This window comes from Oligella sp. HMSC05A10 (genome assembly GCF_001808335.1).
GTDB lineage: Bacteria > Pseudomonadota > Gammaproteobacteria > Burkholderiales > Burkholderiaceae_B > Oligella > Oligella urethralis.
In genome coordinates, this window is record NZ_KV792844.1 from 25,283 (window position 1) to 47,601 (window position 22,319).

General features: G+C 48.2%; 23 protein-coding genes and 1 tRNA gene. 6 read left to right on the plus strand and 18 right to left on the minus strand.

Features of this window, described 5'->3' with window-relative positions; all coding sequences use genetic code 11:
• Positions 1–6: 6 nt before the first annotated feature.
• Genes HMPREF3144_RS00095 through ribBA form a run of 6 tightly spaced genes read right to left on the minus strand, consistent with a single transcriptional unit; the run spans position 7 to position 4,282 of the window.
• Positions 7–528: a CinA family protein gene (locus tag HMPREF3144_RS00095; RefSeq protein WP_018025828.1), complete on the minus strand. Its 522-nt coding sequence runs from the start codon at positions 526–528 to the stop codon at positions 7–9.
• Complete coding sequence (locus tag HMPREF3144_RS00100; protein ID WP_070475536.1) at positions 528–1,064, minus strand: phosphatidylglycerophosphatase A family protein; 537 nt, start codon at positions 1,062–1,064, stop codon at positions 528–530. Before HMPREF3144_RS00100 ends, HMPREF3144_RS00095 begins: the two co-directional genes overlap by 1 nt.
• An 11-nt stretch (positions 1,065–1,075) precedes the next feature.
• Positions 1,076–2,056, minus strand: a complete 981-nt coding sequence (gene thiL / locus HMPREF3144_RS00105; protein WP_070475539.1) for a thiamine-phosphate kinase — start codon at positions 2,054–2,056, stop codon at positions 1,076–1,078.
• Entirely contained in the window at positions 2,056–2,499 is a 444-nt protein-coding gene (gene nusB, locus HMPREF3144_RS00110) for a transcription antitermination factor NusB (RefSeq protein ID WP_018025831.1), read from the minus strand. The genes thiL and nusB overlap by 1 nt, the downstream gene beginning before the upstream one ends.
• Positions 2,500–2,510: 11 nt before the next feature.
• The gene (ribH, locus tag HMPREF3144_RS00115) at positions 2,511–3,050 is read right to left on the minus strand and encodes a 6,7-dimethyl-8-ribityllumazine synthase (protein ID WP_018025832.1); all 540 of its coding nucleotides are present in this window, start codon (positions 3,048–3,050) and stop codon (positions 2,511–2,513) included.
• A 44-nt stretch (positions 3,051–3,094) separates the two neighbouring features.
• Positions 3,095–4,282 carry a bifunctional 3,4-dihydroxy-2-butanone-4-phosphate synthase/GTP cyclohydrolase II gene (gene ribBA / locus HMPREF3144_RS00120; protein WP_048766800.1) on the minus strand — a complete coding sequence of 396 codons (1,188 nt, stop codon included), beginning with the start codon at positions 4,280–4,282 and terminating at the stop codon, positions 3,095–3,097.
• Between the two features lie 359 nt (positions 4,283–4,641).
• Between ribBA and HMPREF3144_RS00125 the strand changes: the two genes are divergently transcribed.
• On the plus strand, positions 4,642–5,133 hold the full coding sequence (locus HMPREF3144_RS00125) for a MarR family winged helix-turn-helix transcriptional regulator (RefSeq protein ID WP_070475544.1): 492 nt from the start codon (positions 4,642–4,644) through the stop codon (positions 5,131–5,133).
• A 4-nt stretch (positions 5,134–5,137) separates the two neighbouring features.
• Positions 5,138–6,271, plus strand: a complete 1,134-nt coding sequence (locus HMPREF3144_RS00130; RefSeq protein ID WP_070475547.1) for a CYTH domain-containing protein — start codon at positions 5,138–5,140, stop codon at positions 6,269–6,271.
• 44 nt (positions 6,272–6,315) lie between these two features.
• Here HMPREF3144_RS00130 and ftsY read toward each other — a convergent pair whose 3' ends face one another.
• A complete protein-coding gene (gene ftsY, locus HMPREF3144_RS00135) occupies positions 6,316–7,554 on the minus strand; it encodes a signal recognition particle-docking protein FtsY (protein WP_036558053.1) in 1,239 nt (412 codons plus the stop codon).
• Positions 7,555–7,669: 115 nt separating this feature from the next.
• Between ftsY and HMPREF3144_RS00140 the strand changes: the two genes are divergently transcribed.
• The 3 genes from HMPREF3144_RS00140 to HMPREF3144_RS00150 are packed head-to-tail and all read left to right on the plus strand — an operon-like array spanning position 7,670 to position 9,149.
• A complete protein-coding gene (locus HMPREF3144_RS00140; protein WP_081941492.1) occupies positions 7,670–8,266 on the plus strand; it encodes an RsmD family RNA methyltransferase in 597 nt (198 codons plus the stop codon).
• Positions 8,267–8,308: 42 nt separating this feature from the next.
• The gene (gene coaD / locus HMPREF3144_RS00145) at positions 8,309–8,863 is read left to right on the plus strand and encodes a pantetheine-phosphate adenylyltransferase (RefSeq protein ID WP_070475551.1); all 555 of its coding nucleotides are present in this window, start codon (positions 8,309–8,311) and stop codon (positions 8,861–8,863) included.
• A 22-nt stretch (positions 8,864–8,885) separates the two neighbouring features.
• Positions 8,886–9,149, plus strand: a complete 264-nt coding sequence (locus HMPREF3144_RS00150) for a YfhL family 4Fe-4S dicluster ferredoxin (protein ID WP_070475555.1) — start codon at positions 8,886–8,888, stop codon at positions 9,147–9,149.
• A 73-nt stretch (positions 9,150–9,222) separates the two neighbouring features.
• Here HMPREF3144_RS00150 and HMPREF3144_RS00155 read toward each other — a convergent pair whose 3' ends face one another.
• From HMPREF3144_RS00155 to HMPREF3144_RS00200, 10 genes are all read right to left on the minus strand, one after another.
• Positions 9,223–11,652 (minus strand): AsmA family protein, encoded by a 2,430-nt coding sequence (locus tag HMPREF3144_RS00155; protein WP_070475558.1) that lies wholly within the window; start codon positions 11,650–11,652, stop codon positions 9,223–9,225.
• Between the two features lie 6 nt (positions 11,653–11,658).
• Entirely contained in the window at positions 11,659–12,750 is a 1,092-nt protein-coding gene (gene ychF / locus HMPREF3144_RS00160) for a redox-regulated ATPase YchF (RefSeq protein WP_070475561.1), read from the minus strand.
• A gap of 124 nt (positions 12,751–12,874) precedes the next feature.
• Positions 12,875–13,699 (minus strand): hypothetical protein, encoded by an 825-nt coding sequence (locus HMPREF3144_RS00165; RefSeq protein ID WP_070475564.1) that lies wholly within the window; start codon positions 13,697–13,699, stop codon positions 12,875–12,877.
• 8 nt (positions 13,700–13,707) lie between these two features.
• Positions 13,708–14,301, minus strand: coding sequence for an aminoacyl-tRNA hydrolase (gene pth, locus HMPREF3144_RS00170; protein ID WP_036558048.1), 594 nt, complete (start codon positions 14,299–14,301; stop codon positions 13,708–13,710).
• Between the two features lie 77 nt (positions 14,302–14,378).
• The gene (locus HMPREF3144_RS00175; protein ID WP_070470046.1) at positions 14,379–15,011 is read right to left on the minus strand and encodes a 50S ribosomal protein L25/general stress protein Ctc; all 633 of its coding nucleotides are present in this window, start codon (positions 15,009–15,011) and stop codon (positions 14,379–14,381) included.
• A 153-nt stretch (positions 15,012–15,164) separates the two neighbouring features.
• Entirely contained in the window at positions 15,165–16,097 is a 933-nt protein-coding gene (locus tag HMPREF3144_RS00180; protein ID WP_026156769.1) for a ribose-phosphate pyrophosphokinase, read from the minus strand.
• Positions 16,098–16,280: 183 nt separating this feature from the next.
• A tRNA-Gln gene (locus HMPREF3144_RS00185) sits at positions 16,281–16,357 on the minus strand.
• A 133-nt stretch (positions 16,358–16,490) separates the two neighbouring features.
• Positions 16,491–17,408: a 4-(cytidine 5'-diphospho)-2-C-methyl-D-erythritol kinase gene (ispE, locus tag HMPREF3144_RS00190; RefSeq protein ID WP_070475567.1), complete on the minus strand. Its 918-nt coding sequence runs from the start codon at positions 17,406–17,408 to the stop codon at positions 16,491–16,493.
• 3 nt (positions 17,409–17,411) lie between these two features.
• Positions 17,412–17,996 (minus strand): outer membrane lipoprotein LolB, encoded by a 585-nt coding sequence (locus HMPREF3144_RS00195; protein ID WP_070475568.1) that lies wholly within the window; start codon positions 17,994–17,996, stop codon positions 17,412–17,414.
• A 15-nt stretch (positions 17,997–18,011) separates the two neighbouring features.
• Positions 18,012–19,910 carry a tetratricopeptide repeat protein gene (locus HMPREF3144_RS00200; protein WP_115342697.1) on the minus strand — a complete coding sequence of 633 codons (1,899 nt, stop codon included), beginning with the start codon at positions 19,908–19,910 and terminating at the stop codon, positions 18,012–18,014.
• Between the two features lie 42 nt (positions 19,911–19,952).
• On the opposite strand from HMPREF3144_RS00200, the gene mutM reads away from it, so the two are divergent.
• Positions 19,953–20,780, plus strand: a complete 828-nt coding sequence (gene mutM, locus HMPREF3144_RS00205) for a bifunctional DNA-formamidopyrimidine glycosylase/DNA-(apurinic or apyrimidinic site) lyase (protein ID WP_070475571.1) — start codon at positions 19,953–19,955, stop codon at positions 20,778–20,780.
• Positions 20,781–20,852: 72 nt separating this feature from the next.
• On the opposite strand, the gene HMPREF3144_RS00210 is transcribed toward mutM, so the two are convergent.
• A complete protein-coding gene (locus HMPREF3144_RS00210) occupies positions 20,853–22,271 on the minus strand; it encodes an FAD-binding oxidoreductase (protein ID WP_018025850.1) in 1,419 nt (472 codons plus the stop codon).
• Positions 22,272–22,319 lie beyond the last annotated feature (48 nt).

Genomic DNA, 22,319 nt, shown 5'->3' on the forward strand with positions numbered 1-22,319 from the left:
CAGCCATTAACTGGCGCTAGACGGCTTAAGTACATTAATTAACTGATCAATAATAAAATAGCAACTTTGTAAGCGCACCTCAGTACGATCACCCTCAAAATAACGGGTATAAGGCAGGGTCACAATGCCCTCACTCGTGCGCTTAGCCAACGCAAAGCACACCATCCCCACGGGCTTCGCCTCGGTGCCCCCACCCGGTCCAGCAACCCCAGTCACGCTCACCGCAAGGGCGGAAGTAGGTACATTAAATAAGACGCCTTCAGCCATTTGTATTGCCACTTCTTCACTCACAGCGCCATGCTTTTCAAGGGTATTAGCAGCCACATCTAACATCGCCATTTTTGCGTCATTACTATAGGTCACAAAACCACGATCAAACCACTGGCTTGAACCTGGGGTCATGGTAATAATGCCACTGAGCAGACCGCCGGTACACGACTCCGCAGTACTTAATAAAACACCATGATGCTGCAAATACTCGCCTAAACGCGCTGACTGCTCGGCAAACTCATAAAAAACATCCTTCATTAGCCTATTATCACTCCCATCAAACGGACTATCACCGCCACAGAAAACAGCACATAGAGGGAAGCGACGATATCATCCCACATGACGCCGAAACCATTTTGTAAACGCTCATCAAAGTACTTAATTGGCCAAGGTTTTAATATATCAAACACCCTAAATAGTACAAAATAAATCAAATACCACGAAGGTGAGTCGGCAATGGGCGTGGTGATAAAAAGCACCAACCAAAAAGCCACCCATTCATCCCAGACAATCCCGCTATGGTCGACCACACCCAACTCAGCGCAGACCTTTTGAGTGCAGTAAATACCATATAAAAAGCAAAGTAATAAAAAGCCACCCATCAGCCAGTCATTACTCAACACATGGGATAAAGGTAACCATAAAAATAAAGCTAATACCGTGCCCCACGTCCCCGGTGCGGGTCGAATCAATCCGGAACCAAAGCCAAAGGCTAAAAAACGGTGTGGACTCTTAAAGATCCAAGAAAGACTCGGCTGAATTGCCTTATCTAGAGAAATACTTTGATCGTTCATAAAAAATAAGGTTATGGAAAGTGATTAAAGCCCTGAGGCAAATTTTCTACCACTTGCCCTGCCGCGTCAAGCAATATCAACTCCCTCGCTGCAGTAATTTGTCCTATTCGCTGCACTGCGGTACCAGCTTGCAAGCCACATTGCTCAATCTGTCTGCGATAATCGGGCGCAGCGCTAAAGCATAGCTGATACTCATCGCCCCCGGCCAACACTGCCTCCAGAGCATGCTTTGCCTCTACCGCCTGCAAGGCTGGATGCATCGGCAACTGCTCAGCATGAACAATGGCGCCAAGTTGAGAGACTGTCAATAGATGTGATAAATCCTGCAATAGGCCATCGGAGATATCAATCATGGCATGCACATAAGGCCTTAATAATTGGCCCAAGTGGACTTGTGGCTCTGGCTGTTCTAAACGCAGCCGCGTGGCAGCCAGCAGTGCCAGCTCCTGCTCGCTAAGACTTGCTTGCTGCTGCTTTAATAATAGCCCTAAGGCGATGTTAGGTGCACCTAAGTCGCCACTCACCCAGATATCATCACCGATCTGGGCATTGGCGCGTAAAGGTAAGGGTTGCTGCGCCAAGCCAAGCGCTGTGACACTAATAAATATACCGGCATCACTGCGGGTAGTATCACCGCCCACTAAAGCGCAATCATAACGCTCGGCAAGACGGTTAAACCCTCGGCTAAAGGCCTCCAACCACGGCGCATCTGCCCGCGGCAAGGCCAAGCCTAATAGACAAGCAATGGGCTTAGCAGCCATGGCAGCAATATCGGAAAGATTAACCGCTAAGGCTTTGTGACCCAATAAAAAAGGGTCGACATCTGAAAAAAAATGTCTACCCTCAATTAACACATCCTTGCAGATGACCAGTTCGCCCTGCGGTGGCTGCAACACCGCACAATCATCGCCAACACCCACATAGGAAGCACTCTTTGCGATCGAGGCCGTGCTATGGCTAAAGTATTGGCGAATTAAAGCGAACTCATCCACTAGCGACCGCCCTCTACCTCGACCGCTCGTAACACCGCTGCTAATTTGTCTAGCACCCCGTTAACGAACTTAAAGCCGTCAGTGCCGCCAAACTCCTTGGTCATCTCTACCGCTTCATTAATCACGACGCGGTATGGCACATCCAAGCAATTCTTAAACTCATAAGTGGCAATCATTAACACACTATACTCAATCGGCGAGAGATCCTTGAGCGGGCGATCTAGATACGGTTCAATATCCGCCTGCAAGGCACTGTGCTCTTGCACGACACCATGCAATAAGCGCTCGAGTAATTCCTGATCGGCCTTTTCATAGCCCTCTAGATCTCTAAGATTGGCCTCGATGAGACCAATCTCAGCACCATCGCCAGCAATAAAATAACCGTACAAGCCCTGCAAGGCTAACTCTCGCGCACGACGCCGTGCGCTTTTTTTAATACTCAACTTGATCCCTTCTACTTGTTATCGTCTTCGTCCGCCTCATCGTCGTCGAAGTCTTCATCCTCAAAATCATCCTCATCGTCGGCCTCTACCTCGGGCGCTAAATAACCGACAAGATTTGCCATTTCAATCGCCACTACCGCACAATCGATACCCTTTTGCGCAGCACGCTCTTGAGCTTGCTCCTCATCTTCCGTGGTCAGAATGCCGTTAGCAATCGGAATACCCGTATCTAAAGCCACCCGAGTAATGGCAGCAGCGGATTCATTACTAACCACCTCGAAGTGATAAGTCTCACCACGAATCACTGCACCTAAAGCAATTAAGGCATCAAACTCGTCTGTTTGGGCCATCTCATGCAGCGCAAAACCGACTTCTAAGGCACCGGGCACCGTGACGACCATGATATTTTCCTCTTGCACCCCTAAATCACCTAGCTCAGCCAAGCACGCTTCTAATTCCATATTGGTAATCGACTCGGTAAATCGAGCGCAAACAATACCAATGTGCAGATCCTCACCATTTAAATCAGGTGCTATTTTATAAGGTTTCATATAAAGTCCTTTATCGATAAATCATGCTTAAGCTCGATGAGCCGCTAGGCATCATGAGATTGCTCTTGATAAAAACCGGTTATGGTCAAACCGAAACCAGCCATACTTGGCATTTTAACTGGTGTCGCCATTAAACGCATTTGAGAAACATTCAAATCCTTTAAAATTTGTGCGCCCACACCATAGGTACGTAAACTATAGCGATCATGCTTACGTCCTTTAGGCGCTTCTGGCACCGGCTCAGCCCCCCAAGTCGAGACCTGATTAGCCACCTCGGCACTGCTATGGCTTTGATCACAATTTAACATCACCATCACCCCGCTCTCGGCATCACTAATCGCCTTTAGGGAAGCCGCTACGCCCCAGCTGTGTGACTTATCCTCACAATCAAGAATATCCAACATCGTCACCGGTTCATGCACTCGTACCAAGACCTCACGCTCAGGATGAATCTCACCATGCACTAAGGCAATATGGGTCGCACCGCTGGTTTTATCCTGATAAGAGACCGCTTGGAAGCTACCCCAAGGAGTCATCATCTGCTTGGAGCCCAGGCGTTTGATCATGGATTCATGCTCACTACGGTACTGAATCAAATCCTCAATAGTACCGATTTTGATGCCGAACTCCTTTGAAAACTCGATCAAATCCGGCAAACGCGCCATCTCCCCATCGGGTTTTAGAATCTCACAAATCACCGCTGCCGGCGTCAAGCCCGCCATCGCCGTCAGATCACAACCTGCCTCGGTATGACCGGCACGAATCAAGACACCACCCGGCACCGCCCGCACCGGGAAAATATGACCCGGCGACACCACATCCTCCGGCGTCGCATCCGGTGCTACCGCGGCCTTAATGGTGGTTGCTCGATCAGCGGCAGAAATTCCGGTGGTCACCCCCTCTGCGGCCTCAATGGAAATGGTAAAGTTTGTTTCAAAGCCACTCTGATTATTGCTTGTCATCAAACCTAAACCGAGCTGATCGCTACGCTCACCGGTTAGGGTCAAACAGACTAAACCACGAGCATGGGTGACCATAAAATTAATCGCTTCAGGGGTCACAAAATCCGCCGCCATCAGCAGATCGCCCTCGTTTTCGCGATCCTCTTCGTCAACCAGAATCACCATCCGCCCCTGACGTAACTCCTCAATAATCTCAGTGACAGAGGAGATAACGGAGGCACTTTCACCGCTTTCAACAAGGTCATTAGAAAGACTGTGTGCAGAACTCATCATGTATCATTCCAACAATTAAAAAAGATATTGCTATTGTACCCCTTAGCGCATAGCGATAGAACTAAAGCGCATTTATTTTTAGGACTTGCAACGCCATCCAAGGCACGATAATCTGTCCGGCTAATTAAATTTAAATCCACCCTTACTACTCTTCATTTTTACTTCGATGTTCAACTTCATGCCTCGCTCAGCGGCACTGTTAATGTAAGAATAGTTTACATTTAAGCTATCGCTATCCAATGATTTTTATGCAAAAATCATATAAGACAATCTAGTTAGGCGTTACTGCCGCAGGCCAACATTTTTTACTGGCTTGTTGAGATATACAAAACAAAATCAGCCATTAAGGAATCCCCATGAACATTGATTTAGAGACTCGAATCAACGATTCAAGTAGCGATGATCTACGCTTAGCACTGAGACTCGCTGCCTTTAACAGCTTAATTCAAAATGAGCTACGTAATCGTTTGCGTCTACATTTCAATATGACCACACCGCGTTACGATTTACTGGCTCAACTCGCGAGTGAGCCTCAGGGTCTAAAAATGGGTGAACTATCAGAGCGTTTAATGGTAAGTAACGGTAACATTACCGCCATCAGTCTCCAGCTAGAAAAAGCGGGACTTATCAGTCGCAACACAAGTCGTCAAGATCGTCGTAGCACCTTTATTAAAATGACAACCAAAGGTAAAAAAGCCTTTGCCAAGATGGAAACTGCCTATAACCAATGGCTCAGTGAGTTATTGGCACAGCTACCCGAGAGCGCTAAAACTAGGCTTTACCAAAGCCTAGCCGAGGGCAAAGAAGCCGTGACCAAGGCTGTAGAAGAAAGCAAGGTAGACGCCTAGTCCTATGTCAATTGAGCAAGAGCTTAAACTCCATATCCTGGCTTCGTCGCGCTCAACCGTCGAGAAACTACTGCGCACGCCAGACGCCGAAACCATTCATTTGCATGCGATTTATTTTGACACCGATGATAGAGCCTTAGCTCGTGCTGGCATCGCCTTACGTCTGCGCAAAGAGGCAGACACCTGGGTACAAACCATCAAATTACCCGGTACGGATGCGCTTAGCAAGATTGAGTATAATCACGTGCGCCCTGATGCCACCTTGGATCTCAGTGTTTATCAAGGCACGCCCGCAGAGGAAACCTTTAACCACCTTAAGCACGTAGGTACTGAATTAACAGCGCGCTTTGAGACCGATATACAGCGCCATTTAAGCTGCCAACGCAGTCAACATGGTCTGGTTGAACTGGCTTATGATGTGGGTGTGATTCGCGCTGCAACCCTAGAATTACCCGTTTATGAGTTGGAATTAGAGCTTAAAACGGGTCAATCCAGGGCGATTTTTGAATTAGCGGCCTCTTGGCAGCATGAACTGCAATTTATCTTAGATTTTAGAAGTAAGGCTGAACGGGGCGATAGCTTAGCGAATCAGGTGGCGGCTTTAAAGGCTCGTGGTGTCACCTCTAATCACCATGAGTTAAGGCAGAGCTTGCAAGATTTTAAGCTCTGGCAGCCGGCCCTCTCTCCCCAGCAGCGCAATGGCACTGATGTGGTAGTGAGCAGTGCACAACTTAAAAAAGACACGCAGCTGTATTTGGAGCTGATTGCTCGCAATGCTGCGGTGATAGCTGCCATTGACCGCAGCGATATGGCAACCCGCATTGATTTGGATTGCGCTGCCCACCTAGTTGCACTGTGTCAGGCCATAGAGCAATTACAAAGGCTTTGGTCACATTTTATGGAGCTTAATTCGGCGACGGATGTGACCTCATCTAGCGATGCTCGATTCCATCAACTGCATCAGCAACTTAGCGCCTACCAACAACGCTTAGCACAAGGTAGCCCTGCCACAACGGAACTCAGCCACCCTAGTGAGCAGCAAGCTCAAACCGAAGCATTTGCGCTAGCAGCAAGTCATGAGTTACAGCAATGGTTACTCAAGGCCCTGGCGTGGAGCATGGTAGAACTGACCGTCTAAGCGCCTGCGCCCGACCATGCTGCCCTCAGTCCAGTAGTATGCATTTAGCCAAGCAAGGCATTGGCAAATTCAGCCGCTGAAAAGGGCTGAAGATCATGCAATGACTCACCAACCCCAATCCAATAGACCGGAATCGGTCGCACGCCTTGGCTGCCTGCTGCCACAGCCGCTAAGGTACCGCCCTTGGCCGTGCCGTCTAACTTGGTCACTACTAAACCGGTTAAGCCCAAGGCCGCATCAAAGGCCTTAATTTGAGTAATCACGTTTTGGCCCGTATTACCATCAACCACTAGTAATACCTCATGCGGTGCTTCGCTATCGGCCTTATTAATCACTCGCTTAATTTTTTTAAGCTCTTCCATCAGGTGCAATTGGGTCGGTAAACGTCCGGCCGTATCGACCATCACCACATTGGCCTTACGGGCTTTACCGGCATTGACCGCATCAAAGGCAACGGCGGCAGGATCCCCGCCGTCTTGTGCTATCACCGCCACCTGATTGCGCTTGCCCCATTCGACCAATTGCTCCCGTGCCGCTGCTCGGAAAGTATCCCCGGCGGCTAACAACACACTCGCACCAGCAGCCTGGAAATGATGTGCTAACTTACCGATGGAGGTGGTTTTACCTGCGCCGTTAACGCCAGCAATCATGACGACTGAGGTGCCATCCAACGGCAACATAAAGTCTTTTTCTAAGGGCTTTAAATGCTCGCTTAATAAGGCTTTTAGCGCTTCCTTAACCTCTGCAGCATCTTCAATACGCTGTTGCTTAACCTTGGTTCTGAGCTTAGCTAACAAGGACTCGGTCGCCTCAATGCCGGCATCCGCCATCAGCAATGCCATTTCTAGCTCTTCAAATAAGGCCTCGTCAACCTTGACGCCCACAAACAGTGAACCAATGCTGGAGCCTGTACGAGAAAGGCCCTGACGCAAGCGCTGCATCCAAGAGCTCTTGGCTGGCGCTGCCTCAGTCACCACTGGGCTTGGCACCATTTCAGCGTCAGCGACTGGCGCCGGAGAGCTTGCCTCAGCCTCCGCCTCAACCTCAGTCACGAGCACCTCGGGCTGCGGCTCAAGGGGCACGGGTGTCACACTCGACTCAACTGTAGGCGCCACCGTCTCCACTCGCTCTATCGCGACGGCAGACTCCTCCACAGTTTCCGCCGTCACCGTGTCAGTACTCGTGGTGACGGGCTCCTCCTGCTCATGCGCTTGCGCAACTTCAGCTTCTTGACTCGCTTGATTTTCTTCTTTTGCTTTTTTACGCTTAAAAAATCTAAACATACACTCTCACTAAACAATAACCCCATTTTGGTTCATATTATACTGGTTTATACAGGGCAGATAGATTAATATAAAAGCATCAGCCATGAGTGGAGTATAGGATACGATTCTATCAATGAAAAAAGCAGCTAACACACGCTCGATGCCACAAAAAATTCGCATTATCGGTGGCACCTTAAAGCGTAGCAACCTACCCGTCGTTAGCGTTGAGGGTTTACGCCCCACGCCAGATCGTGTGCGTGAGACACTTTTTAACTGGTTAAACTACTTTTGGGATGGCGATTTTTCCGATAAATCGGTGCTTGACTTATTTGCTGGTAGCGGTGCTTTAGGCTTTGAGGCTGCATCACGTGGGGCACAGCATGTACAGATGGTGGAAAGTCACCCTAAGGCCGTTGCTGCACTACGTCAATTCCGCGACAAGCATCAACTGCATCAGGTGCGCATTAATGATCACGATGCTCGCTTAGTGCTTAAGCGTATGGACCACAGTCGCTTTCATCTGATTTTGATAGATCCCCCCTTTGCTGATGAAGAGCTGCTGCAGCATAGCATCGCTGCCCTGCCCTCGATTTGTAAAAATGGCACCTTGGTGTATCTCGAAAGTGCGACGCCAGTGCTGCTACCCGCTGATTTTGAACTACTGCGACAGGACCAAGCGGGTGCCAGTCACTTTTATTTGTATCATTATATTTCTGAAACAGCTAGCTAAATATCTTATAATATTTCGTTCAATCCATTCAGGGAAAATATAATGAAAATTGCTATTTATCCGGGTACGTTTGACCCATTAACGCGTGGACACGAGGATTTAGTACGTCGTGCCGCCGGTCTCTTCGATCATGTGATTGTGGGCGTAGCTCGTAGTGCCGGTAAAAATCCCTGTTTTACCTTAGAAGAGCGCCTTAAAATTGCCCATGAGGTATTGGATCATTACCCTAATGTCACGGTCAAGGGCTTTAGCGGTCTACTCAAAGACTTTGTCCGCGAAAATAATGGTCGCGTGATTATCCGGGGCTTACGTGCCGTATCGGATTTCGAGTATGAATTCCAGATGGCAGGTATGAATCGTTATTTACTGCCAGACGTAGAAACGATGTTTATGACACCATCCGATCAGTACCAGTTTATTTCGGGTACCTTTGTGCGTGAGGTTGCCTTGATGGGTGGTGATGTGAGTAAATTAGTCTTTCCTTCGGTCGAGCGTTGGCTCAAAGCAAAGGCCGAGGAGCGTAAAGACGCCTTAGCTGAGGCCAAAGCGCAAGTAGCGCTATTAAATGAGACGCTAAAAAATAACGGCCCAGACTAAGCTTTTTTGTTTAAGGTAAATTATGGCTCTCTATATTGATCACGAATGCATCAATTGTGATGTATGCGAACCCCAATGCCCAAATGAAGCGATTTATATGGGCTCGGAGGTCTATGTGATCGACCCTAGTAAATGCACGGAGTGTAAAGGCCATCATGACGAGCCTCAGTGCCAAGTGATTTGTCCTATTGATTGCATTCATCCCGACCCTGAATGGCGAGAGTCCGAAGAGGAATTGATGGAAAAATTCCGTCGCCTCACCGCCAATAGCAAGCTACCGATTTAGCAGATGATTTACACAAGATCTTGCCATGATGTGCCACTTGCCTTATCAAGGCAGACCTTGCTCCAAGCAACGGCTATAGCTCCTGTAGCGCTGTCTCTACCTGAATCAGCTCTGCATCATTCCACAAACGAATGGGGATACTGAAGCCTTTAACCTGCACGTTAACGCCTTGACGGCTCACGCTAACAGGCTGCTTTGCGTTTAATTGCAGATTGAAATCGAAGTGCCCATCAAGCATATTGTATTGACTGGACTCATCCTTATTTACTAGGGAAAAATCACTACTATCCGCATGTAACTTGCTAAAGTGCATAATGCCATTATTCACATCAGCAGCAAAGCGTAAGCGCTTAAAGGGGGTGGTTTCACTCTGCTCAAAGCGCAACTGCTGAGAACCGGTGTCAATCATATGAGTCACATCATCCAACACTCGCTTCATGGAAAAACCATGCCACTTGCCCTCAGCACTATCAAGGCTTAATTGACCGTTTAAGTTTTGCAGTAATTCCTTTTCACTAAGGCCTTGTGTTGCTAGCGCCAAATCAATATCAGCGCGACTACTCAATAAAGCACGTGCTTTAAAGCCCTGTAGCAAGGATGCCATATCGACATCCTTGAGCTTTAAATCCACCTTGAGTGAACCATCATCTAAGGACATTTGACTATTAGCGGCAAGCTCACCACCAAAGAACTTAGCACGCAAGGCGTCGATTTTAATATCACTAGATGAGTCGAAAAATAAAGTCGCACTCAAGTCCTGAAAATCCAGACCACGATAGCTCATCTTGGCAATATCAAATACACCCACGCCACTTAAGCGTGCCAGAAGCTCTTGCTTTAAACTTAAACTTCTTGATTTGTTAGGCTTAGCGCTAGGAGCCTCCTCAACTGCTGCCGCTGTGCTAGTTTGATTCGCCGCTGCAGCCGCCTGAGACTTATCCTTAGCATCCGATTCAAGCATCAACGAGGCTAAGGGCAAATCAGAATCCACCCCGAGGATGTGATCTAATGCCAGTGATTCTGCACTTAATTTAAAATCGATGGAAGGCTTGGAAAAACTTTTTAGGGTGCCAGATAAATTCATGCGCTCCGCATCCATCACCGCATCCACATTAAAGTCCATCGAACTACTTCTTAAATCACCACGAATTGAGGCGATCACCGGCGCTTCTTGGAGCAAGTCCCCATCACTTAAGCGGAGTAAACCACGTAAGGCAGGATAACTAAACTCCCCACTCAGTAAATTAATGCTTAAAGGTGAACTTAAATCAATATCAATGGCTCGATTAGCCGAGGTCAGATACCGTCCCTTAAGCGTGTTTTCTCGTATTTTGAGATTGGAGGCAAGACCGCTAAAACCATCTAGCGAGACATTCACGTCCATGCTCTCCTCCCCCCTAAACTGCACGGTACCCGTCAATGGCTCAGCAGCCGCATCAAAGCCGGAGAGATTAAGATTAGGACTATTTAGCTCCCACGCCAAACTGCGTTTCTGATGGTCGGCGGTACTTCCCTTAATACTTAAATTTTTAGCCAATAACTGAGTGTCGATACGATTTAAACCAACCTCATCCGCACGCACATCGAGATCAATATGGGACAGCCGCTTCGATTCGTCCAAGGCATTTAAATTAAGCAACAAACGCAAGGCTTTGCCATGGGCATCGCCAGCAAAATTATCCACACTGAAGCGACCGTTTAAGGCAGCTTCAGCTACGCGGTAGCCCTTAATCTGCCCCTGTAACGTCGCATCAATCTGCTCCACCTGATATATCGAAGCCGCAGGTTCAAAACGCAAGCGACTGCGTACATTTAGGGTGGCATCATCCGTCGGGTGTCGAGCATCCAGCTTGGCATTTAAAGCCAGGGAAAAAGGCTCACCAAAGGTGATACGGCCAGTATGAATACTCATATTATCCAGGCTAAATTGACGCTTGCTGGCTTGATCCTCGACTAGCACCGTGCCATTTTCCAAGTCCAAACCGGCAATATCGATTTTGAACTCATTAGCCGCCAGACGAGTAGCACGCTCGGCGATCGGCAGCTCCTCGGCGGCGGCCTGCTGACGACGACGCGCCATATGCTCTTTATCAAAGTCTAGAGGCAGTGCATAAAAATCATCAATATTTAAACTGCCATCCGCATAGCGTACAATATGCGATTTAAAGCCGTTGACCTTCACATGATCGACTAAAAAGCGATCAAACAAGAGAGGCCACAGCGCCACGGCAAAGCGCACCTCCTGCATGGAACTGAATTCACTGCTATCGTTTTTATTGGATAAGCTGACATCAGTCACACGCAGGCCGATACGAGGAAATAGCGAGAGCTCTATCTCGCCGTTAATTTTTAAATCCCGCTCATAGCGCAGCTTAATCTCCTTAACCAGACGATCCTGATACACCTTAGGGTCAAAATTAAGTAAGAAAATCGCCCCACCCACAACAGCGGTCAATATCAGTAGTACCAGTACGATGCCACTACGCTTAAGCCATTTATTCATGAGTCATTAGACATTAAATAAGAAGTTAATCACGTCGCCATCATGCACCACGTAATCCTTGCCCTCGGCACGCATTTTACCTGCTTCCTTGGCACCGCTCTCACCCTTGAGCTGAATAAAATCATCAAAGGCAATGGTTTGGGCCCGGATAAAGCCACGCTCAAAATCGGTATGGATCACGCCGGCCGCCTGCGGAGCGGTATCGCCAATATGAATCGTCCACGCTCTCACCTCCTTGACACCAGCGGTAAAGTAAGTTTGTAGACCTAAGAGCTTATAGGCTGCGCGTATCACACGATTCAGACCCGGTTCAGCCATCCCCATATCCTCTAAGAATACAGCTTTGTCTTCATCATCTAGATCGGCAATTTCCGCCTCCACCGCCGCACACACAGCGACCACCTCCGCATTTTCCGCCGCAGCGTACTCCTGCACTGCCTGCAGATGCGGATTATCCGTAAAGCCGTCTTCGCGTACATTAGCCACGTAAAGCACCGGTTTAGCTGTGATAAAGCTAAAGCCCTTAAGCATGGCTAAATCATCCTCATCCAGATTCATACTGCGGATCGTTTTTGCCTCGTTTAATACGGGCACAATGCGTTCTAATAAGGCACAAAGCTTTTGCGCCTCCTTGTCGCCTGAGCGAGCGGTGCGTTGAGCGCGTTCCAGAGCACGCTCAACTGAGGCCAAGTCAGCTAAGGCCAACTCGGTATTGATCACTTCAATATCGCCAATGGGGTCGACCCGACCGGAAACGTGAACCACATTATCATCTTCAAAGCAACGCACCACATGCGCAATGGCATGGGTCTCACGGATATTTGCTAAGAACTGATTACCCAGTCCCTCACCCTTAGAGGCACCGGCTACTAAACCGGCAATATCAACAAATTCAACGGTGGCGGGTAAAATACGTTGCGGCTTAACAATCTCAGCGAGTTGATTTAAACGCTGATCGGGCACTTCGACAATACCCACATTAGGCTCAATCGTACAGAAAGGATAGTTTTCTGCGGCAATACCCGCTTTGGTTAATGCATTAAATAAGGTTGATTTACCGACATTAGGTAAACCGACGATACCACATTGAAGTGCCATAGTAATCCTGAAAATTCATTAGATAACGATAAAGAATAATCCGCTATTTTAACCCTTAATACGCTTGGACACAGCGAAATCACGCTTTGTTCCTTTTAGAAAAAAGTGCTTTAAAAACTTCTACTTAGCTGAGCGGAATACCAGCTAGCTTGACCCCAAGCAGCAATAAAACCGGTCCACCATTAAAAATCGCATGTAAATAAATCGCATTAGCAATGCCATAGCGGATACGCATCCACATCAGCGCGAGCCCAGAAAACCACTGCGGCAATACCATCGCCAACACAGCAATAATACTAATGTGCTCAAACTCATAATTGTAAATATGCATATAGGCAAAGCCAAAGACCAATAAATGCATCAGCCACACAAAAACGTGGCGATACAGCTTTAACACCTTAAAAGGTAAGCGTAGGCGCGCCTCAGCAGTGGTGAGACCGAGCCTTGGATACAGTTGCATAATAATGGCTAGCACCAAGATTAAGCCTAAGGTGCCAATCACCGTACCCTGCCGCAACAGCACAAAGAACATTAGTGGCACCAACCAAATCGCCACGACTGGTCTGCGTGCACTGTAGCGAAAGAGTATTTCCTCCACAATCGGTGCCCAAATCACCGCCAAAGGCACCATACTATAAGAAAATTCTAGCCGATGGGTCGCCCCAGCACCATCCGCTGCGACTAAGGCAATGGGCGCAAGTACTAAAATATTCACCGCCCACATAAAGGCCGCCCACTGTAATAAGCGCCGCCAAGGCAGATTTAGCTGCCAATCCTTAAACCAGCCGTCACCGCTACCTCGTCCATGACCGCGCCGGAAATCTGGCTTCACAATAAAGCGAAAAAAATCACGCATTTGCTCACGGAAACGCTCGGCTTGATGCGGTGCAGGGGGTCTTTTACGCCCCTGCGGTACTTGTGGTTGAGTAAATAAGGAATTCTGACTCATGCTAATCCCTATGCTTTAGGCTCTGCCAACAGCCGATTGGCCCGATCCCTGTCGCCATCTAATAAGGCAGGGATTGCCTGTCGCGCACGGTACAAACACGCCACAATATGCTCATGATCCACCTTTGAGGGCATATGCAAGACAAAGTCAGCTACCCCTTGACTAAGATTTAAACTACGCGGATGACCAATACCGACGCGCAAACGCCAGTAATCGTTACTACCTAGCTTGGATTGAATATCACGTAAGCCATTATGACCTGCATGACCACCGCCGCGTTTTAATTTAATCTGTCCTGGCATTAAATCCAGCTCATCGTGCACCACCAACATACTTTGCACTGGTATTTTATAAAAATGGCTAAGCGCCTGTACTGCCTTACCAGACAGATTCATATAGGTGGCAGGCTTTAACAGGTAAATCGTCTCCCCGCCTCGTCTAAACTTCGCTACTTCACCGAAAAAGTTATGTTCTAGCTTAAAATCCGCATGAAAATCCTCGGCTAATAAATCCAGCATCCAGAATCCGGCATTATGCCGAGTCGCCTCATACTTAGCGCCTGGATTACCTAAACCCACAATTAAACGAATTGCTTCAGTCATTTATTTAAAACCACATAAAAAAACCCTTGCATGCAAGTTTAACGCATGCAAGGGCTAAGCACTATGGCCTGTCGAAATTATTCTTCGCTAGGCTTCTCAGCGTCAGCTTCTTCGCCTTCGGCGGCGTCTTCAGCCGTATCCTCTTCCTCAACCTGAGCGGCAACGATATGAGCCGTTGCAACCGTCTCAGTTTCAGGCGTTAGGAACTCAACGCCTTCAGGCGCTGTGATACTAACCACATCCAACACATCGCCATTTTTCATTTCGCCCAGATCAACAACGATTTCGGCTGGTAAATCACCTGGCAAGCAGCTAACCTCAATATCGTTAAGTACGATGTTGATATTAGCACCGTCAATCTTAACCGCAGGAGATTCATCTGCATTAATAAAGCTAAGTGGTACACGAGTCACAATCGCAACGTCCGCACGAACGCGCTGGAAGTCAACGTGTAATACGATAGGCTTATATGGGTGCCATTGAACAGCACGTAATAATACCTTTTGAGTTTTACCATCTAAGTTCATATCCAGTACAGAAGAACCGAAACCTGGTTTACGTAATGAGTGGTAAATCTCGTTGTGATCTAACTCAATGCTCTGGGCCTCACCCTTACCACCATAAACGATGGCAGGTACACGGCCGGCGCGGCGCAGGCGGCGGCTCGCACTCGAACCCTGAACGCTACGCGAAGTGGCTGAAAATTTCATAACAAACTCCAAAATAAAAAATACCTGATCAGTATCAGGCCTAATTAACGCCTATCGTCATCACTGACAATAAACGCTCGCTTAGCGCCGCGACCAGCGCCTAAGCTAAAAACCTTAAAATCACTTGCTGCTAAAATCGACTCACTGATGAGCTTAGTCCACAAATAAGGAGCTCACAGACTCAGCAGAGGCAATGCGCTCAATGGTTTCACCTAAAAGCGCAGCGGTAGAGAGCTGACGAATCTTAGCACATGCTTTGGCATCATCACGTAATGGAATCGTATCGGTCACAACTAAACCATCCAGGGCGGAATCAGCCACACGCTCAACCGCACCACCTGATAGCACAGGGTGTGTACAGTAAGCATACACTGCCTTGGCGCCACGATCCTTAAGTGCGGCGGCAGCCTTACAAAGCGTACCTGCGGTGTCGACCATATCATCCATCAATAAGCAGGTACGACCCTCAACATCACCGATAATATTCATCACCTCGGAGACGTTAGCGCGCGGACGACGCTTATCAATAATCGCTAAATCCGCTTCTAATTGCTTAGCTAGGGCACGGGCACGCACCACACCACCGATATCTGGTGACACCACTAAGAGATTTTCATAATTCTGCTTTGCAATATCTGCTAATAGCACCGGACCCGCGTAAATATTATCCACTGGGATATCAAAGAAGCCCTGAATCTGATCGGCGTGTAAATCCATGGTTAATACCCGATCCACACCAACACGCTGCAGCATATTGGCTACCACCTTGGCAGTAATTGCTACTCGCGCTGAACGCGGACGACGATCCTGGCGCGCATATCCGAAATAAGGGATAGCCGCTGTGATACGACCCGCGGAAGCACGTCGTAGGGCATCCACCATCACCATAATCTCCATGAGATTATCATTGGTCGGCGCGCAGGTCGGCTGCAATACAAAAACATCGCGACCACGGACATTTTCAAGAATTTCGACCATCACCTCCCCATCAGAGAAGCGACCTACTGTCATCTGTCCTAAGGACATATTTAAGTGATTGACAACATCAACGGCGAGACGAGGATTAGCGGTCCCCGTAAAAATCATAAAATGAGGGTGCTCGCTGGCTTGCTCGTGCAAATTAGGGCTATAGGTCATGACAATACCTGAGATTGTGTCCGCTAGAAAATTTTGGCACAAAAAAACCGTACTAGCTACAACCAAGAAAGGCACATAATCTGTGTTGAACTAGTCGTAAGCGTACGGTCAATCAAAAAAGCATAATCAGTGTGGCTGGGCTGGAAGGATTCGAACCTTCGCATGCCGGAATCAAAATCCGGTGCCTTAACCAGCTTGGCTACAGCCCAACACCTGAAAGATAAAATTATACATCGTTTTAAGATAAAGACAAGCGCTTTAAGGCTTTTTATCTAAAAGAACAAGGTATTTGTTTCAAAAGTGCAACATAAAGACGACATACCCTTGCCCTACGGCTATCAACTAGATCGCCGCTACGGCTACACAACGCAATGCCAAGCTACACAATAGCTCGGCCACAGCATCTGTGCGCTGTAGCAATTCAGCATAGGCTTGTCTTACTTGCGCTACCATCTCCTCAGCCTGCTGTGACGTGTGACACACCGCAAAAAACACGGAACCGGCCCCACTCATCCGCACCTCAATCCCTAAATCACGCAACCATTGCACCATCGCCTCTAAGGCAGGGTGCTGCTTACGCGCTACAGACTCCAGATCATTATGCCCATAGCGCCAAAGTGGCTCGGTTTCAGCCAGCGCCTTTTCAAGTTGCGCCACGCTCAGTTGCGACGTATCTCTTTTTAAGCGGGGATCGCGAAAAATACTGACCGTGGGAATAGCTAGTTTAGGCACCAACAATACATAATGCGCCCCCGCCAAGCGCTCCCTTAAGTCCTGCCGTAGCGGTGTAATACGCTCACCAATCCCCTCAACCAGCGCTGCTTCTTGATACAGAAAATAAGGCACATCGGCCCCTAATTGCAAAGCCAAAGACAACAACTCATCACGCCTTAGCTGCAAATCCCAAAGCTGATTAAGCGCCATTAAGGTCGCTGCCGCATCGCTTGAGCCGCCACCCAAGCCTGCGCCGCTGGGAATGTTTTTCTGTAATGCTATCGCCACGCCCAAATCAGTGCGTCCCACCAGTTTTTTTAAGCCATGTGCCGCTTTAATCACCAAGTCATCGGCTTCCGCAATGCCGGCATTGTCCGTGAGACGACGAATTTGCCCATGCACATTAAGCTTGAAGCTTAAATGATCGTAGCATGCAATAGGCACAAAAAGACTTTGCAGCAGATGATAACCATCCTCACGTCTGCCCGTCACATGCAAAAAAAGATTTAGCTTGGCGGGGGTCTTGATCGTTAATGCACTCATCATGCCCTAGCGATCGACACTCAAACGCACACTAATACGCTCGGCTGGCTCATTGCGTAGCAAATGCATTCGCGTAGGGCCCTTGGCATCATACTCACTTAAGCTAATCTGCCAACCATTTTGTTCGGCCGTGAGTAAGCGCCCTTGCTCATCGTGCGTTACCCCCAGCGCTTGGGCCGTCGGCATTAACTCCCCTTTGACCCAATAGCGTATACCACTCACCGGCAAAGGGCGACCGTCTAAGACTCGTGCCAACAAATCATCCGGACTCGGTGCCACCATGCGCTGCCCAGCACTATTAATTAAGACCGATTGAAAATCACTGACCTCCACCCGGGCTAAGGTACTACCCAAGGGATTGGTCAGATCCAATACTAGATTGGCGCCAAGATCACGCCATACAAAGCCGCCTTGCACGGCGTCCTTATTGACTCCTTCGCGCTTATCAAAGGCCAATACCGCAAAGCGACCAATGCGTGTTTGCTCTGTTATCTGCTGTTGGTCCACGCTTGGCGTCACACTACACGCCGCTAACAGCGCCGTGGCAACTAAGCATAAACTAATAAACGCCTTCCTTAGGATAAACTGCATAATATTCCTTTGTGATTAATCAGGTGTTGTTGATGAGCTCGCTTCCTGCGGGGCGCCATCCGTCTCAACTGAGACAGCCGGCGCTGGCGGCTCGCTAGGGGTATAGCCCAAACGCTCAATCGTATCGATTAGTGTAAGATCCTCGGCATTGAGCTCATAACCCTTTTGTAAATACTCAAAAGCCTGGCCTTTATCACCCATTTGATAATAAACATCGGCCAAATGCGCTGCCACTTCGGCCATCGGCTCTTTAGCCCAAACCATTTCCAAATAGCTCTGCGCCAAAGCGAAATGCCCTAAGCGAAAATTCAGCCAACCGTAACTATCCTGAATATGTACACTATCCGGTGCCATCGCTAAGGCGCGCTCAATCAATTCCGTCGCCTCCGCTAAGCGGAGATCATTATCCGCTAACACATAACCGAGGCCATTATACGATTCGGAATCAAAAGGATCCTCCTGCAAAATCTGCTCTAATAAGGCAATGGCCTTATCCACTTCACCCATCTGCTCAAACAGCATCGCTTGGCTATAGCGTATAAAGAGATTATTAGGATAGTACTTTAGGGCTCGCTCAATGTATTCCAAACCCATCGTGTACTCGCCCCGATCCCGACTAAGCGCAGCATTCATCAATAAGGCACGCACATAGCTCTGCTCATCATCTTCGGGTTGAATTTGCTCTAATAAGGCATGCGCTTGGGTATAGCGTTTTAACTTAATGTAGAGGGCAGCCTGCTCAATTAAGGCATCATGCTGCGCTGCTGGCTCATCAATCAGTGTCAACTGCTCAATCGCCTTTTGATATTCACCTAAATCCTCATAGATTTTTGCCATTAAAAAATAGGCATCGGTCGCCGAGGCTTGAGCATTTGTCCGATCATCGGGCAAGGACTCACGGCGCTGCTCCTGCACTGCCAAGTACTGCCCTAAATACAGTAACGCATCCTGCAGATTTCCTGCTTGATAATCAACCTGGGCACGATAGTACAGTAAATCAAAGTCTTCAGGATTAAGCTCATTCATCTTAGCCAACTCTTCTAAGGCTAAATCGAACTTTTTATCCCGCGTCAACACATGCGCATACAATAAGCGTACCGCACGCTGCTCAGGATGGGCCTCAATGTATTGACTCACTAGGTGCAAGGCCTGTAAATTACGCGGTCCCTCAGAGAGCTGCAGGATACGCCTAGCCGCCATTGCGCTCACCTCGGGCGAGAGCGTTTTATCATGCAGCGCCCGTAATGCTTCATTCCATGCCATTTCCTCATCGTTAGCATACATCGCAAAATCCGATAAGAACACACTGATAAGACCAGGTGCGACCGCTAAAGGCTCAGCAATCAACTCCTGAAATATCTCCAAGGCCTTTTGCGGCTGATTAAGACGACCTAAAAACTCCGCCACCTCAGCTAAGGCCACGTCTGGTGCAGCCACATTTAGGGCTAAGCGACGTTTTAACTCCTTGGTCAAGCCCTCATACTCACCCGTTTGGGCTGCAACGATTAAATAATTCAGATGAGCCTCTTCACTTTCATCATCCAGGCCACGCCATAAAGCCGCCGCTTCTAAGGCGCGCTCAGGCTCTTCCAGCATGGCATAAATGGCACTCGCCATCTTGGCCAGCTCTTTAGAACCCTTGGATTTTGCGAGTTCTAAGGCAATCGGTCCAGCAATATCATAGTACTCGTCCTCGATCGCCAAATGCATGATAGTGAGCTGATAAATATCCTCTACGCTCACATAGGGCTTTAATACAATCTCCCCCATCTCCTTAGGCGTTTTGAATAAGAGATTGGAATGACGTGCAGCAAAGGGAGCAGTATCAAGCGCTTGGGCGTAAAAAGGCGTCGCCAGACTACCTGCCTGAACAGAAAGTGATAGAGTAAGAAGCGTTAGTATTTTTTTTAGCAAAATCGAGTTGCTCCAGCAAATAAACTAGTTTAATCACACATTATGCCAGAATTACCTGAAGTCGAAACCACGCGTCGCGGACTTGCACCGGCCATTGAGGGTCAACGCCTACATAAGCTCAGCATTTATCAAGCACAGCTCCGTTGGCCCATTTTACCTGAGTTGGCAGAGATTTTGAGTGGTCAATTATTAATAAAATGTGAACGTCGTGGCAAGTACCTACTCTTACACTTTGAAAGCGGTGTGTTATTAGTGCATTTAGGCATGTCCGGCTCCATGCGTCTATGCCACGCCGAGGAGCTACTGCGAAAGCATGATCATGTGATTTGGGATTTCGGTCATATTACCGTACGACTCAATGATCCACGCCGTTTCGGGGCAGTGGTCTGGCATCCTCATGGCGATGGACCCGTGTTAGCGCACCCCTTATTAAAGCAACTAGGGGTGGAGCCTTTGAGTGAGGATTTTACAATAGCGCATTTATACCAGGGTTTAAAGCGCAAGAAAAAAGCCATTAAAACGGCGCTGTTAGCCGGCGATATCGTAGTAGGCGTAGGCAATATTTACGCCTCCGAAAGTCTTTTTTTAGCCAAGATCAACCCAAAGGTGAGTGCACAATCGCTCTCCAAAGCTCGTGTTGAGCGCTTACACGCTGCCATTTTAAGCACTTTGAATGCAGCGCTAGCCAGTGGCGGCAGCACCCTCAGAGACTTTTTAAACGCCAACGGTGAGCCCGGCAGCTATTTTGAAATTCATGCCAATGTCTATGATCGGGAAAATCAGCCCTGCCATGTCTGTGGCACGCCAATTAGAAAAATCGTCCAGGGTCAACGCGCCACCTACTATTGTGTGAAATGTCAACGCTACTAAAACGTTCAGCACACAAAAAACCCGGTAACACGCGCTTACCGGGTCTGCTATGAGATTAAGCCTTGGACTCAATTAATAATCAAAATCCACGCTATCAATGACTTTACCTGGGTTCATCAAACCTAGGGGGTCAAGTGCGCGCTTAATTTTGCGCATCACAGCGATCTCAACCTCGTCTTTATAGTCAGGCAACATATCCTTTTTGAGCTGACCGATACCATGCTCAGCACTGATTGAACCATCGTAGTCAACCACACTATCAAAAACGATTTTAAAGGCCTCTTCCTGCTTCGATAAAAAGCCCTCTTCTTCGCCAACCGGGGCGCCGATATTATAGTGTAAATTACCGTCACCTAAATGACCGAAAATAATGTGTCGCACGCCTGGGTACCATGACTGTAAGGCTGTATTGGTATCATCCACAAAAGGCGCAATTCTGGAGATAGGTACTGAAATATCGTTTTTAATCCCCTGACCTACCATCGCTTCAGCCAAAGGAATACTCTCACGCAAATGCCACAAATCATGCGCCTGCTGTAAGGACTCGGCTAAAACTGCATCCTGAATAATATCGTCCTCTAAGGCTTGCTCTAACACACGGTGGAAAATCTCGCGTGCCTGCTCCTCACTATCGCTGTCGGCAATATGAATTAAAGCATACCACGGGTAATCCAAACTCAATGGCAAGGACTGCTCAGGGAAGCACTCATTCACAATTTTCAGACAATAGTCCGACATCAACTCAAAGCCTTCCAAGCGTGAGGCAAAGCCTTTGCGTGAATAGTTCAACATATATAAGGCATCATCCAAGGACTCAAAGGCAACTAAGGCAGTGCACTCGGCAGCCGGCTGTGGATACAGCTTTAAGGTCGCCGCCGTAATAATACCTAAGGTACCCTCGCTACCGATGTATAAATTGCGTAAGTCGTAACCGGTATTATCCTTGCGTAAGCCCTTAAGACCATTCAAAATATCGCCTTCGGGTGTCACCACCTCAAGACCTAAGGCTAAATCGCGGGCATTACCATAGCGTAGCACCTGGGTGCCACCAGCATTGGTAGCAAGATTACCACCGATAGTGCAACTCCCCTCGGCGGCCAAGCTTAACGGGAATAAACGCTCATGCTTAGCGGCGGCCTCCTGTACCTGTTGCAAAATACAACCCGCCTGTACCGTGATGGTATCGTTAACCGTGTCGACGTTAAGAATATGGTTTAGACGAGTCATCAAAATCAGCACCGCATCGCCTTTGTTACTCGGGGTGGCCCCGCCGCAAAGGCCGGTATTACCACCCTGTGTCACCATCGGCACTTCATAACGAGCGCATAGCTTAACAACATCAGCCACTTCCTGCGTATTAGCCGGACGAACCACCGCTTGGGCACGACCCTTGTAGCGATTACGCCAATCGCTTAAATATGGCGCCGCTTCCTCACCCTCTAATACGTGCTCGGCGCCGACGATACTAACTAAATCATTGATTAAACTCATTATGAAACCTAAATAATAGATGAAATGCGGACATATCCTAATGTACTG

Excerpts from the sequence above, each read along its gene's own strand:
- ispE (WP_070475567.1), bottom strand. The coding sequence starts at position 17,408 with ATGATGAGTGCATTAACGATCAAGACCCCCGCCAAGCTAAATCTTTTT.
- coaD (WP_070475551.1), top strand. The coding sequence starts at position 8,309 with ATGAAAATTGCTATTTATCCGGGTACGTTTGACCCATTAACGCGTGGA.
- HMPREF3144_RS00155 (WP_070475558.1), bottom strand. The coding sequence starts at position 11,652 with ATGAATAAATGGCTTAAGCGTAGTGGCATCGTACTGGTACTACTGATA.
- HMPREF3144_RS00165 (WP_070475564.1), bottom strand. The coding sequence starts at position 13,699 with ATGAGTCAGAATTCCTTATTTACTCAACCACAAGTACCGCAGGGGCGT.
- mutM (WP_070475571.1), top strand. The coding sequence starts at position 19,953 with ATGCCAGAATTACCTGAAGTCGAAACCACGCGTCGCGGACTTGCACCG.
- ribBA (WP_048766800.1), bottom strand. The coding sequence starts at position 4,282 with ATGAGTTCTGCACACAGTCTTTCTAATGACCTTGTTGAAAGCGGTGAA.
- HMPREF3144_RS00175 (WP_070470046.1), bottom strand. The coding sequence starts at position 15,011 with ATGAAATTTTCAGCCACTTCGCGTAGCGTTCAGGGTTCGAGTGCGAGC.
- HMPREF3144_RS00150 (WP_070475555.1), top strand. The coding sequence starts at position 8,886 with ATGGCTCTCTATATTGATCACGAATGCATCAATTGTGATGTATGCGAA.
- HMPREF3144_RS00125 (WP_070475544.1), top strand. The coding sequence starts at position 4,642 with ATGAACATTGATTTAGAGACTCGAATCAACGATTCAAGTAGCGATGAT.
- HMPREF3144_RS00180 (WP_026156769.1), bottom strand. The coding sequence starts at position 16,097 with ATGATTTTTACGGGGACCGCTAATCCTCGTCTCGCCGTTGATGTTGTC.
- ftsY (WP_036558053.1), bottom strand. The coding sequence starts at position 7,554 with ATGTTTAGATTTTTTAAGCGTAAAAAAGCAAAAGAAGAAAATCAAGCG.
- HMPREF3144_RS00100 (WP_070475536.1), bottom strand. The coding sequence starts at position 1,064 with ATGAACGATCAAAGTATTTCTCTAGATAAGGCAATTCAGCCGAGTCTT.
- HMPREF3144_RS00210 (WP_018025850.1), bottom strand. The coding sequence starts at position 22,271 with ATGAGTTTAATCAATGATTTAGTTAGTATCGTCGGCGCCGAGCACGTA.
- HMPREF3144_RS00095 (WP_018025828.1), bottom strand. The coding sequence starts at position 528 with ATGAAGGATGTTTTTTATGAGTTTGCCGAGCAGTCAGCGCGTTTAGGC.
- HMPREF3144_RS00130 (WP_070475547.1), top strand. The coding sequence starts at position 5,138 with ATGTCAATTGAGCAAGAGCTTAAACTCCATATCCTGGCTTCGTCGCGC.
- pth (WP_036558048.1), bottom strand. The coding sequence starts at position 14,301 with ATGACTGAAGCAATTCGTTTAATTGTGGGTTTAGGTAATCCAGGCGCT.
- ribH (WP_018025832.1), bottom strand. The coding sequence starts at position 3,050 with ATGAAACCTTATAAAATAGCACCTGATTTAAATGGTGAGGATCTGCAC.
- ychF (WP_070475561.1), bottom strand. The coding sequence starts at position 12,750 with ATGGCACTTCAATGTGGTATCGTCGGTTTACCTAATGTCGGTAAATCA.
- HMPREF3144_RS00140 (WP_081941492.1), top strand. The coding sequence starts at position 7,670 with ATGAAAAAAGCAGCTAACACACGCTCGATGCCACAAAAAATTCGCATT.
- HMPREF3144_RS00195 (WP_070475568.1), bottom strand. The coding sequence starts at position 17,996 with ATGCAGTTTATCCTAAGGAAGGCGTTTATTAGTTTATGCTTAGTTGCC.